This window comes from Streptomyces sp. NPDC006283, assembly GCF_040613325.1.
Classification (GTDB): domain Bacteria; phylum Actinomycetota; class Actinomycetes; order Streptomycetales; family Streptomycetaceae; genus Streptomyces.
Genome location: NZ_JBEXRZ010000224.1, coordinates 1 through 11,802, shown reverse-complemented (window position 1 = coordinate 11,802; position 11,802 = coordinate 1). Strand labels below are relative to the sequence as shown.

The following is an 11,802-nucleotide window of genomic DNA, read 5'->3' as shown; positions in this document are numbered from 1 at the left end:
CCTCGGGCCGCTGATCGGCCTCGCGCAGCCGCAGATGCACCGCGCCGGAGCCGACGGATGCCTTCAGTTCGCCCTTCGTGCCCTCCGCGATCACCCTGCCGTGGTCGATCACGGCGATACGCGACGCCAGATGGTCGGCCTCGTCCAGATACTGCGTCGTCAGCAGCACGGTGGTGCCCTGGGCGACGACGGCGCGCACGATGTCCCAGACCTGGTTGCGGCTGCGCGGGTCGAGGCCGGTGGTGGGCTCGTCCAGGAACAGCAGGTCGGGGGTGTTGAGGATGGACGCGGCGATGTCGATCCGGCGCCGCATGCCGCCCGAGTAGTTCTTCACCTGCTTGTCCGAGGCCTCACGCAGACCGAACGCCTCCAGCAACTGGGCGGCGCGCTCCCGCGCTGCGGCCTTCGCGTGGCCGAGCAGCCGGGCGAGAAGGACCAGGTTCTCCGAGCCGGTGAGGTCCTCGTCGACCGAGGCGTACTGCCCGGTGAGGCTGACCCGGCTGCGGACGGCGTCCGCGTCCTTCTGCACGTCCTTGCCGAAGACCAGGGCCTCACCGGCGTCCGGGCGGAGCAGCGTGGCCAGCATCCGGACCGTAGTCGTCTTGCCCGCGCCGTTGGGACCGAGGACTCCGTAGACCGTGCCGGCCGGCACTCGGAGATCGACGCCGTCCACGGCGCGGTTGTCACCGAAGACCTTCACCAGTCCGGTGGTCTCGATTGCCAGATCTGTACTCATCGTCAGTCCTTCGGTTCCTGTCCGTCCGAGCGATGCAATGCAGACGCGGTCGGCCGGCGAAAGTCATCGGTCGGCGGGCAGGCGGTGTCAGCAGTCACTAGGGCGTACCGCACCGGCCTCGCACAGGGCAAGGCCCCCATGAGCCGAACCGGGGTCGCGGCCGAGCACGAGGGCCGCGGCCACCGGATCGGATCCGGCGGCCGCGCGAGACGTGGGGAAGCAGGGGGTGAATCCGGGCACCGCCCCCTCGACGATGCCTTCGCGCAGGTCAGCACGGGAGTGGCGACACCCGGAAAAGGGGGAGGCCCGGGAGCGGCACGCTCCCGGGCACGTCCGCCCCCGTCACTCGTGCGTGTAGAAGGCGTAGAACGCCGCCGCCCCCACCGCCACCCCCACCGCGACACCGATGCCCGCGGCTCTCAGGACGCTTCCGCCGGCCAGACTGGTCAGGAAGCCGATGACCGCCCCGGCCAGCGCGCCGTACGCGAGGGCGCGCAGTTCGCGCGGCAGTGCGTGCTGGACGCGGCCCAGACCGAACGTCAGCGCCCCGATGACCACCGCGGTGATCACGCCGAGGATCCATTGACCCCAGGTGGCGACGCCACCGTCCTCCACGCGCTGGATGAAGGCGGCCCAGATGCCGAACGTCAGGCCCAGGGTGACCGGCACCGCCCAGGCGAGGGGGCTGTGGTGCTGTTCTCCATGTGTCCGGTGCCGCCTGCCGGTCGGCAACGCTGCGTGTGTGGCCATGGCGGAGAGCTCCTTCCCTGTCCCCCCACACCCCTTCTACAGGGCACACCCGCGGACGCCCGCAGGCAACTCCTGGGCAGCACGATGTGCGCCGGCCGCCCGGCCGGGTGAGAGTGGGGACGTGGTGCGAGCCACCGGGGGCCGTTCGGTCAGGAGGCATGGCGCATGCGTGCTGTCGCGGTCAGGGAGTTCGGTGCGGAGCCCGAGCTGATCCAGCTCCCGAAGCCCGAGCCCGAGCAGGGCGAGGTCGTCGTCAAGATCGAGTACGCGTCGCTCAACCCCCTCGACTGGCAGATCGCCGACGACGCTCTCCCGTCGAGCGGTCGGGGCCGGGTCCCGCAGCCGGAGTCCCCGCAGCCCTTCCCTCTGGTGCTCGGCGCCGACTTCGCCGGCAAGGTGGACGTCGTGGGCCCGGGCGACAACCGTTTCCGGGTGGGCGACGCCGTGTTCGGCCGCGCCTCGGGCCACTCGGCGGGCAGCTACGCCGAGTACGTGTCGGTGCCGCAGGACGGCCCGGTCGCGTTCGTACCCGAAGGCCTTGCTCTGCGTGACGCGGCGCTGCTGCCCACTGCCGGGACGGCCGCGGTGCGGTTGCTCGACCTGACCGGCGTGCGGGCCGGAGAGAGCCTTCTCGTCCTCGGCGCCGCCGGCGGCGTCGGCTGCCTGCTCACCCAGCTCGCCGCGGACCGCGGCGTACGCGTCGTGGCCGTGGTGCGTGGTGACGAGCGACGGCGGATGAGAGGACTCGGGGCGGCCTTCACCGTCGACGCCACCGCGGAGGACACGGCCGGTGCGGTGCGGCGGGCGTGCCCGGACGGCGTCGACGCCGTGGCCGATCTGGTGGCCGGGACCCCGGAGTCGTTCGCCGTCCACGCGAGGCTCGGCAGAGCGGGCGCGGTGGCCGTCGCGACCCGCTTCGACGCCGGCGCCACGCCACTCGCGGACGGTGTCAAGGGCGTCGGCTTCCGGCTGCGCCCTTCGCCGACGCTGCTCGACGCGCTCGCCGCCGCTGCCGCGGAGGGGGCGCTGCGGATTCCGGTCGACGTCGAACTGCCGTTGGAGAAGGCACCGGATGCCCTGATGCAGAACCGGGCGGGAGGTGCGCGGGGCAAAACGGTCTTCGTTTTGTGACACCCATCCGAGAGGAACCCGGGGCACCCGTGCCGTCACGGAGCACGGAGCACGGAGCACAAGCCGAAGCACGGAGCAGACGCCATGGACAACGAACACGTCGACGAACAGATCATCGACAACATCGGCAATCTCGTCGCGGAGGAACGCGCCCTGCGCGACCGCGCCACCGAGCAGCAGGGCCTCGGCCCGGAGGACCAGGCCCGCCTGCGGGAGCTGGAGATCCGGCTCGACCAGTGCTGGGACGTGCTGCGCCGGCGCCGCGCCAAGGCCGAGTTCGGCGAGGACCCCGGCACGGTGAAGGAACGGCCCGCGGACGAGGTGGAGAACTACCGCAGCTGAACGGGACCGACGCGGGACGGGCCGACAGGTGAACGGGACCTCCGCGGAGCGGGTCGCTGCGGGACGGGCCGACGCGGGACGGGCCGACGCGGGACAGTCCGCGGCGGGACGGGCGGCAGCGGGACGGGCGGCAGCGGGACGGGTGGCTGCGGGACGGGTGGCTGCGGAGCTTGCGTCCGGCGGCCTGTTCGGGGTCTCTTGATGACCATGGGAGAACCCGAGGGCGGCACGGGCAAACGCACGGGACGGCTGACGCCGCCCAACTGGCTGGTGCAGGGCCTGCTGCCGCACTCCACGCCCGTCCCCAAGGCCGCCGTCGGCCGGGCGGCCGTCGCTCTGGCCGCCCCACTGGCCGTCGGGCTCGCCGTGGGCCGCCCCGATTACGGGGCGCTGGTGTCGATGGGCGCGCTGTCCGGCGTCATCGGTGACACCGCCGACGCCTACCGGATGCGGCTGCTCAACATCGCCGTCCCCCAGTTCTTCGGCGCGGTCGGCGTCACACTGGGCGCCCTCGTACATGGGGAGGGCTGGTGGGCGGTCGGCGCTCTGACCCTCGTCGCCCTCGTCTCCGGAATGATCTCTTCCATCGGCGCGGTGGCCTCCGTGTCAGGGCTCCTGCTCCTGCTCAACGCGGTGGTCGGGGCCGGGCTGCCGATGCCGGGGCCCTGGTGGAACGCGCCGCTGCTGCTGACGCTCGGCGGGATGTTCGTCCTCGTACTGGCGCTGCTGGGCTGGCCTCTGCGCGGACGTGTCCCCGAGCAGTCGGCGGTCGCCGCGACCTACCGCAGCGTCGCCGACCTGTTCGCGGCCGCGGGCACCACCACGTACGACGCCCGCCGTCAGGACGTCACCCAGGCGCTCAACACCGCGTACGACCTGATCCTCGCCCGGCGCGCACGCGACCACGGGCGGCGCGGTCCCCTGGTGCAACTGCTCGCCCAACTGAACGTCGTCATCCCGCTGGTCGAGGCGGCGGCCGCCGCGCACCGGTACGGGCGGGCGTCGCGCCGCCCCGAAATCGCCGCCGCCGTACGCGACTTGGCCGACTCAGTGGCGCAGGGCCGCACGACCGCCCCCGAACTCACCCTGCCCGAACCGGACGGTCCCGCCGACCGGGCGGTCAACAGCGCGCTGCGCCACGCCTCGGTCGTCGTCCACAAGACGGACCACGACCTGACGGGTGTCGACGACCGGCTCGGCCGGCCCGCCGCGCTGCGCGTCAGGGCACGGCGGGCCGTGCGCGACATGCTGCTCTCCGAGCCGTCCTGGAGGTACGGTCTCCGGCTCGCCCTCTGCATCGGGCTGGCGCAGTCACTGGTGTCGCTGGTGCCGGTGACACGTTCGTACTGGGTGGCGCTCACCGTCACGTTCGTCCTCAAGCCCGACTTCGGCTCGGTGTTCTCCCGTGCGGTGCTGCGTGCGCTCGGCACGGCCGCCGGGCTGCTCGTGGCGGCGGCCGTGCTGGCGGTCGTGGAGCGAGGCTGGTGGGACGTGCCGGTGATGATGGTGCTCGCGGCGCTGATCCCGGCGTTCTCCGCGAAGGGGTACGCCTTCCAGACAGCGGCCATCACCCCGGTGATCCTGATGCTCTCGGACATCCTCAACCGCCAGGGTTTCCATCTGGTGCTGCCGCGACTGGTGGACAGCCTCATGGGGTGTGCGATCGCGCTGGTGGCGGGCTATCTGCTGTGGCCGGAGAGCTGGCACACCCGCATCGGGGACCGGCTGGCGCAGTGCGTCGAGGACGCCGCCCAGTACGTGGCCTGCGCGTTCGGCGGCATGGACCACGCCGAGCGGGTGCGTGCCCGGCGGCGGATCTACCGGGACCTGTCCTCCGTGCGCTCCGAGTTCCAGCGCGCCCTGACCGAGCCGCCGCCGACCGGGGCGCGCGCCGCGGCCTGGTGGCCGCTGGTCGTCGCCGCCGAGCGGATCGTGGACGCGACGACCGCGGCAAGGGTGCGCGTGGACCACGGGGCGCAGCCGCCCGGCGACGACGAGGTCGCCGGGATCGAGCGGCAGTTGCGGGAGCTGGCGGACGGCATGCGTTCGAGCGAGGTGCTGGTGGAGGTACGGGCCGAGTTGCCCGGCGACGAGGAGGGCGTGCTGGCGCCGCTGCGGCAGGAGGTCCGAGCGGCGCGGGCGATCGCGTCGCCGGCGCCGCCGACGTGAGCCGAAACGCGGGCGAGGCAGACGCCGAGGGGCGGCCCCTCGGTGACCGGGGCCGTCCTGACGGCGAGCGGGCGAGGCCCTTCAGGCCTTCGGCCGACCGCCGTGAAGCCGCTCCAGCTCCCGCCTGTCACGCTTCGTCGGGCGGCCGGCGCCCCGGTCCCGTACCGCCGCGGGGGCCGTGAACTCCTTGGGCGGGGGCGGCGGACTGTTGTCCACGTACGCCTGCACCGCGACCGGCGGGCCGACCCGCTTGCGCACGATCTTCGAGACGACCACAAGGCGCTCCCGCCCGGCGTGGAACACCCGCACCTGGTCACCGACGCGCAGCGCCTGGGCGGGCTTGACGCGCTCGCCGTTGACCCGCACATGGCCGGCACGGCATGCGGCCGAGGCCTGCGAGCGGGTCTTGGTGAGCCGTACGGACCAGATCCAGACGTCGACCCGTACGGTGCCCTCGCCTGACGTGGACGAACCCTCTGCAGCCATGTACCCGACTCTACGACCCGGGCCCCGCTCACGGGCGGACATTACGGGCGCCCGGGGCCCGCACCCCCTGCGTCCGGGCCCCGCACCGCCCTGTTCCCAGGATCGCGCGAACGCCCCTCACCACCAGGTGCGGGACTCGTGCGGGTGGGCCGCACCCCGCCCCCTCACCACAGCGCACACATCCGACTACGATGCGCACGATCTCCCCTCACGGAGGCGTTCACTCCGTACACGGGCGTTCGGTTTCTGACGTGTCGCCATATCCCGTACGGCACAAGGGCATTCGGAGATTTCCATGCGCAGCAGCTCCGGCAGAGGGCTACGGCCCAATGTCCTCGGGACGTTCGACACCGTCGTCATGGCCGTGGCCGGCAGCGCCCCCGCCTACTCGATCGCGGCCACCACGGCCGTGCTCGTCGCCACCGTCGGGTTCGCCGGCCCTGCCGCGCTGCTGTACTGCGCGATACCCATGCTCGGCATCGTTCTCGCCTTCGGCAGGCTCGGCCGTATCGACGTCAACGCCGGTGCGGGCTACTCCTGGGTCGGCAGGACCCTCCATCCGTTCCTCGGATTCCTGTCCGGATGGGCGCTGGTCGTCTCTGCGACGATCTTCATGGTGGCGGGTTCGCTGCCCGCGGGCGCGATGACGCTGGCGCTCTTCGACCCGGAACTCGCCGACAACCCGGCCCTCGCGACGACCGTCGGCGCGGGCTGGTTCCTCGCCATGCTGCTCGTCGTGCTGGGCGGAGCGCGACTGACCGTGCGGGCCCAACTCCTGCTGACCGGTGTCGAATCGGTGATCCTGCTCTTCTTCATCGGCGCCGCGCTGCTGCACGAAGGCGCCGCTGCCGCCTTCGACTGGTCGTGGTTCGGCTTCTCGCACTTCGACGGTCCGGCGGGCTTCGCCTCCGGGGCACTGATCGCCGCCTTCTACTACTGGGGCTGGGACGTCACCAGCAACCTCAGCGAGGAGATCCGCGACAGCCGCCGCACCTCGGGACTCGGCGCGCTCGTCGGCATCGGCGTGGTGTTCCTGCTCTTCGAGGCGTTCACCGTCGCCGTCAACGTCATCCTGACGGCCGGGGAGATCCAGGCCGCCGGATCGAACGTACTGGCCGTCCTGGGCGCCGCGATCTGGCCGGGCGTGGGCGGAAAACTGCTGGTCGTCGCCGTACTGCTGTCGACCGTCGCCACCCTGGAGACGACGCTGATCCAGGTCACCCGCTCACTGTTCGCGATGGGCCGCGACCGTACGATGCCCGCCGCGCTCGGGCTGGTGCACCGCCGCTGGAACACGCCCTGGGCGGCCGTCTGCGTGGTCGGCGTCGTCGCGCTCGCCATGTTCGGGGCGTCCACCGCACTCGGCTCCGTCAGGGACGTCGTCACCGCAGCGGTCGCCGCGATAGGCCTCCAGATCGCCCTCTACTACGGACTCGCCGGCATCGCCGCCGTCGTCGCCTACCGCAGAATGCTGCTGACCTCCGTACGCGATTTCCTGCTCAGCGGCGCCTGGCCGCTGCTCGGCGCTCTGTTCATGCTGTGGATCTTCTTCGAGTCGCTCGGCGAGCTGAGCGGCGCGTCGGTCGCGATCGGCATCGGTGGCCTCGCCGCCGGGCTCGTACCGATGATCCACTATTGGCGGCGGGGCAGTGCCTACTACCGGCCCGCCCGCCTGGACGCGACCAGCGCGCTCGAGTCGGACGGCGGGGGCGGCGATCCCCACCGCGCGCACTACGCCGACAAGGCCCTGGCCACGGACTTCTGAACGCCTTACGCACGCAACGCACGCATGCACCGCCGAGGGAAGTGCCGCAGATGGTCGCACGCCGCCGATTCGTACCCGACTTCGATCCCGCCTTCGGGGACCGGCCACTCGCCGAAACCCTGCACGACATCGTTATCGGCCGCTGGCAGGGCGTCCGTGACCTGCTCGTCGCCACCGGCGACGACTGGCCCCTGCGCACACACCGGCTCCGGCTGCTCGCCCACGCCGCGGCCGGTTCCTCCGCCGCCGAGATATGGCGCGCGGCGGAACCGGCCAGTCCCGACGCGGCGGTCCTGCGCGCGGCCACGGAGGTCGTACGGGCCTTCCAGGTGGCGATCGCCGCGGGCCGCGGAGCCGGCACCGACCGGGCGCGGCTCGACGCCGCGGTCCGCTCCTGCTTCCTCGCCGCCGACGCCCACCCCGCCGACCCGATGCCGTGGGTGTCGCTGCTGACGATCGCCAGACTGTACGAGGACGGGGTGCCGCGTCGTGAACTGCGGCGCTGGTGGGACGAGATGCGCCGGCGCGACCCGTACAACGTCGAGGGTCACGTGCAGTTGCTGCGCTACCACTCGGCCCGCTGGCACGGCACGCACGGCAGGATGTACGACTTCGCACGGGACGCGGCAGGCGCGTCGCCGCCCGGGTCGCCGCTGCCGGTGCTGGTGCAGATCGCGCGGGCGGAGGAGTACCGGTACGTCGCCGACGGCGCACAGGGCCGGGTGGTGCGCGGCTTCGACCAGCACTGGAAACACGAGCTGGCGATCACGGAGATCCGCCGCACCTGGGAGCGGTGGATCCTGTGGCGCACGGACGGCCCCGTCGCACCTCAGGAGATCGGCGAGCTCAACTACCTTGTGCACGCCGCCTGTCACGCAGGTCTGCGGCTGGAGGCGCGCGGACTGTTCCAGCTGCTGGGAAAACGTGCCGCGCATCTCCCGTGGGCGTACACGGGAGATGCGGCGGAGCAGTTCACGAGGTGGCGCACCCATCTGAGCGCCACCCCGTGAGCGCCACCGGTCATGCTCCGATGTCGCGCCCGTCCCTGCGGTAGACGGCGACGACCGACGGGCGGACCATCCTGCCCGGCCCGTCGGGCCAGGCGCTCGCGGGCTTCTCGACGGACGCGCCGTCGACCTCGCCCGGGTGCTGCACCGCCACCAGGACACGGCGGTCCTGGACGATCGGGCCGCACGTCTCCGCACCGGTCGGCACGGTCAGGAACTGCTTGAGCTCACCGCGGCGTTCACCGCGGGTCGCGACACCGAACAGGCCGTCGTGCGAACCGAGCTGAGCACCGTCGGTGGAGATCCACAGGTTGCCGTGCGGGTCGAAGGCCAGGTTGTCCGGGCAGGAGATCTGGCTGACCTTGTCCTTCGGGTAGCCCGCGAAGTACGTGGCCGGGTCGTTCGGGTCGCCGGCGACCAGGAACAGGCGCCAGGCGAAGCCGTCGGAGGCCGGATCGTCCCAGTGCTCGGCGAGCTCCAGGACCTGCCCGTGCTTGTTGAGGTTGCGCGGGTTGGCCTCGTCGGCGCCGGCCTTGCCGGGCTTGCCGCGATCGGTGTTGTTGGTGAGGGCGACATAGACCCGGCCGGTGCGGGGGCTCGGCTCGACGTCCTCGGGGCGGTCCATCTTCGTCGCGCCGACCTTGTCACCGGCGAGACGGGTGAAGACGTACACCTCCTCCGCGGTCATTCCGGGCACGTGCGAGACGTCGCCCGTCGCGAGCGGGATCCACACGCCGGAGCCGTCGAACTCGCCGTCGTTCGGGAGCTTGCCGGTGCCGTCGACCTCGCCCGGCGAGTCACCGGTGAGCCTGGCGACGTAGAGGGTGCCCTCGTCGAGCAGCGTGCGGTTGTGCGCGCGGGCGGCACGGCTGCCGCCCTTCTTCATCCGCTTCGACGAGACGAACTTGTAGAAGTAGTCGAAGCGCTCGTCGTCGCCCATGTACACGACCGGCCGGCCGTCGTCGGTGAGACGCGGCTGCGCGGCCTCGTGCTTGAAACGACCCAGCGCGGTGCGCTTGGCGGGCGTCGAGTCGGGGTCGTACGGGTCGAGCTCGACGACCCAGCCGTGCCGGTGGATCTCGTTGGGCTCCTGCTTGACGTCGAAGCGCTTGTCGAAGCGCTCCCACTTGCGCTCGGTGGCGCCCGAGCCGACACCGTAGCGCTTGTCCGTCGCGCTCGAGCCGCCCGCGAAGTACTGGTTGAAGTTCTCCTCGCCCGACAGGATCGTGCCCCACGGGGTGGTGCCGCCGGCGCAGTTGTTGAGCGTGCCGAGCACCTTGGTGCCCGACGGGTCGGCGCTCGTACGCAGCAGCTTGCCGCCCGCGGCGGGGCCCGTGAGCTCGAACTCGCTCGTCGCCGTCAGACGGCGGTTGAGCGGGTGGCGCGTCACCGGGGTGAGCCTGCCGGACCGGTGCTCCTCCTGGACCACGACGACCGACAGACCGTGCGCGGCCCAGGCGATCTCGACCTGCTCGCGGGTCGGGTTCTCGGGGTCGTACCCCTTGAACATCAGCATCTCGTCCGTGTACTCGTGGTTCGCGACGAGGACCTGACGACCGCGCTCGCCCTTCAGCGGCAGCAGACTGAGGAAGTCGTTGTTGTAGCCGAACTGACCGGCCTGCGCCTTCGCCGACTGCCTGTCCGGGTCGAAGGCGGGGGCGCCACGGAGAATGGGCTCGCCCCAGCGGATGACGATGCTCTGCTCGTAGCCCTCGGGGACGGTGACCTTGTCGTCCTTGTTGGGCGCGACGGGGACGAAGCGGAGGCCGCGGGCGCCGTCGGACTTACCGGACTTGCCGGTTTCGTACCCTGCCGGGGTCGCCGCCTGCGCGGGCCGGCCGCCCTGCACCACGGCCGCGCCGCCGGCCGCCGCGGCGACGGTCACGACGGCGGCGGCACGCATCATCGAGCGGCGCGACAGGGCGCTCGCTATGACATCGCCGACGTACTCGTTGTCGCTGGTGTTCGGGACCTCGTGGAAGCAGGCGTCGCCGCAGCGGTAGCGGCAGGTGAGAGCGGAGCGTCCGCCCGCGTGCGGAGTCGTGTTCAACAGCGGCAGCAGTTTGCGCACTTCGTCCTCCTTCGGCGCACCTGCGCCGACATGGTGTCGGAATGTTTCCGGCCATGACGGTAGGGGCGCACATCTGCACGACGGCGGACGCAGGATGAACGAGGGATGAATGCGGCACGGACGGAGCGCGGTTGGGGTGTGTGGGCGTAGCTTGCGGGTGCCCTCCCCAAGGGCGAGCCGGGCGGCCGCTAACCTTACGTGTCCGCCCTGGCCTGCGTTGCAAGGGCAGGCGGACAGTCACCGCACCCAACTCATGCGAAAGGCCTCGCCCATGGGTATTCGGAGCTTGCTGCGCAAAGTGTTCGGACGCGACCGTGCTGAGCGTAACGAGTCGGCGGCAGCCTCCGTTCCGGCCCAGACCGAGCGCTCGGAACCGGCCACGGAGGCGTCGGCGACGGTGCCTTCGCAGACGGCGGCCGACCGGGCGGCGGATCTGGTCTCTGCGGCCTTCGACAACGCGACCCCCCGCCCCCGCACCCCCTCGGTCCCGTCGCAGTCCACGGGCACCCCGTCGACGAAGCCGACGCCGTCCGACGCGAAGCCCGCGCCCGACGCGGAGGCCATCGCGCCCGACGCGGCCGAGCCGCAGACCGACGCCCCCGCCCCGGACGCCACAGCTACGGAAGCGGCCGCGACCGACGACGCCGCGAACCTGGCCGACCCGGTCGACGCGGAGTCCGCGCCCGACGCGGAGGCCATCGCGCCCGACGCAGTCGAGCCGCAGGCCGACGCCCCCACACCCGACGCCACACCTGCGGAAGCGGTCGCAGCCGACGTCGAGCCCGCGCAGGACGCGGCCGAGCCGCAGGCCGACACCGCCACGCCGGACGCCACAGCTGCGGAAGCGGTCGCAGCCGACGCCGAAGAGAACACCAGCACCACCACCGCGGCCGAGGAGGCCACAACGGAGCCCGCCACCGCCGCGCCCGATCCGGCCGAAGCGGAGCCCGCACCCGACGTCGAGGCCATCGCGCCCGACGAGGACGCCACAAGTGCGGAAGCGGTCGCCGCCGACGCCGAGCCCGCGCAGGACGCGGCCGAGCCGCAGGCCGACACCGCCACGCCGGACGCCACAGCTGCGGAAGCGGTCGCAGCCGACGACGCCGCGAACCTGGCCGACCCGGTCGACGCGAAGCCGGCGCCCGACGCGGAGGCCATCGCGCCCGCCGCAGTCGAGCCGAAGGCCGACGCCCCTGCATCGGACGCCGCACCTGCGGAAGCCGTCGCCGCCGACGCCGAGCCCGCCCAGGACGCGGCCGAGCCGCAGACCGACGCCGCACCGGACGCCGCACCGGACGCCGCACCTGCGGAAGCGGTCGCACCCGACGACGCCGACGGCCCGGCC

Annotated in this window: 9 protein-coding genes and 1 pseudogene; 6 read left to right on the top strand and 4 right to left on the bottom strand. The window is 72.4% G+C overall.

Translation table 11 applies throughout. From position 1 onward, the window contains the following. Positions 1 to 736 (bottom strand): ATP-binding cassette domain-containing protein (locus ABZ070_RS30735; RefSeq protein WP_356638602.1); only part of this gene is annotated, 736 nt, incomplete at its 3' end. 342 nt (positions 737 to 1,078) lie between these two features. Further along, a complete protein-coding gene (locus ABZ070_RS30730) occupies positions 1,079 to 1,486 on the bottom strand; it encodes a hypothetical protein (protein WP_356638601.1) in 408 nt (135 codons plus the stop codon). A gap of 165 nt (positions 1,487 to 1,651) precedes the next feature. On the opposite strand from ABZ070_RS30730, the gene ABZ070_RS30725 reads away from it, so the two are divergent. From ABZ070_RS30725 to ABZ070_RS30715, 3 genes are all read left to right on the top strand, one after another. Next, positions 1,652 to 2,617, top strand: coding sequence for an NADP-dependent oxidoreductase (locus tag ABZ070_RS30725; RefSeq protein ID WP_356638600.1), 966 nt, complete (start codon positions 1,652 to 1,654; stop codon positions 2,615 to 2,617). 84 nt (positions 2,618 to 2,701) lie between these two features. Further along, positions 2,702 to 2,959 (top strand): DUF2630 family protein, encoded by a 258-nt coding sequence (locus ABZ070_RS30720; RefSeq protein WP_356638599.1) that lies wholly within the window; start codon positions 2,702 to 2,704, stop codon positions 2,957 to 2,959. Positions 2,960 to 3,166: 207 nt separating this feature from the next. Continuing rightward, a complete protein-coding gene (locus tag ABZ070_RS30715; RefSeq protein ID WP_356638598.1) occupies positions 3,167 to 5,128 on the top strand; it encodes an FUSC family protein in 1,962 nt (653 codons plus the stop codon). An 81-nt stretch (positions 5,129 to 5,209) separates the two neighbouring features. Here the strand turns inward: ABZ070_RS30715 and ABZ070_RS30710 are convergent, their stop codons facing one another. Then, on the bottom strand, positions 5,210 to 5,614 hold the full coding sequence (locus ABZ070_RS30710; RefSeq protein ID WP_356638597.1) for an RNA-binding S4 domain-containing protein: 405 nt from the start codon (positions 5,612 to 5,614) through the stop codon (positions 5,210 to 5,212). A 295-nt stretch (positions 5,615 to 5,909) separates the two neighbouring features. Here ABZ070_RS30710 and ABZ070_RS30705 point away from each other — a divergent pair, with 295 nt between their 5' ends. Continuing rightward, on the top strand, positions 5,910 to 7,379 hold the full coding sequence (locus ABZ070_RS30705) for an APC family permease (RefSeq protein WP_356638596.1): 1,470 nt from the start codon (positions 5,910 to 5,912) through the stop codon (positions 7,377 to 7,379). 50 nt (positions 7,380 to 7,429) lie between these two features. Continuing rightward, on the top strand, positions 7,430 to 8,389 hold the full coding sequence (locus ABZ070_RS30700; protein WP_356638595.1) for a hypothetical protein: 960 nt from the start codon (positions 7,430 to 7,432) through the stop codon (positions 8,387 to 8,389). 10 nt (positions 8,390 to 8,399) lie between these two features. On the opposite strand, the gene ABZ070_RS30695 is transcribed toward ABZ070_RS30700, so the two are convergent. Continuing rightward, entirely contained in the window at positions 8,400 to 10,457 is a 2,058-nt protein-coding gene (locus ABZ070_RS30695; RefSeq protein WP_356638594.1) for a PhoX family protein, read from the bottom strand. A 271-nt stretch (positions 10,458 to 10,728) separates the two neighbouring features. Here ABZ070_RS30695 and ABZ070_RS30690 point away from each other — a divergent pair. Next, positions 10,729 to 11,802: pseudogene (locus tag ABZ070_RS30690) on the top strand (hypothetical protein); the annotation flags it as partial.

Coding starts and splice junctions, on each gene's coding strand:
- ABZ070_RS30705 (WP_356638596.1), top strand. CDS start 5,910: ATGCGCAGCAGCTCCGGCAGAGGGCTACGGCCCAATGTCCTCGGGACG.
- ABZ070_RS30710 (WP_356638597.1), bottom strand. CDS start 5,614: ATGGCTGCAGAGGGTTCGTCCACGTCAGGCGAGGGCACCGTACGGGTC.
- ABZ070_RS30720 (WP_356638599.1), top strand. CDS start 2,702: ATGGACAACGAACACGTCGACGAACAGATCATCGACAACATCGGCAAT.
- ABZ070_RS30715 (WP_356638598.1), top strand. CDS start 3,167: ATGGGAGAACCCGAGGGCGGCACGGGCAAACGCACGGGACGGCTGACG.
- ABZ070_RS30700 (WP_356638595.1), top strand. CDS start 7,430: ATGGTCGCACGCCGCCGATTCGTACCCGACTTCGATCCCGCCTTCGGG.
- ABZ070_RS30730 (WP_356638601.1), bottom strand. CDS start 1,486: ATGGCCACACACGCAGCGTTGCCGACCGGCAGGCGGCACCGGACACAT.
- ABZ070_RS30725 (WP_356638600.1), top strand. CDS start 1,652: ATGCGTGCTGTCGCGGTCAGGGAGTTCGGTGCGGAGCCCGAGCTGATC.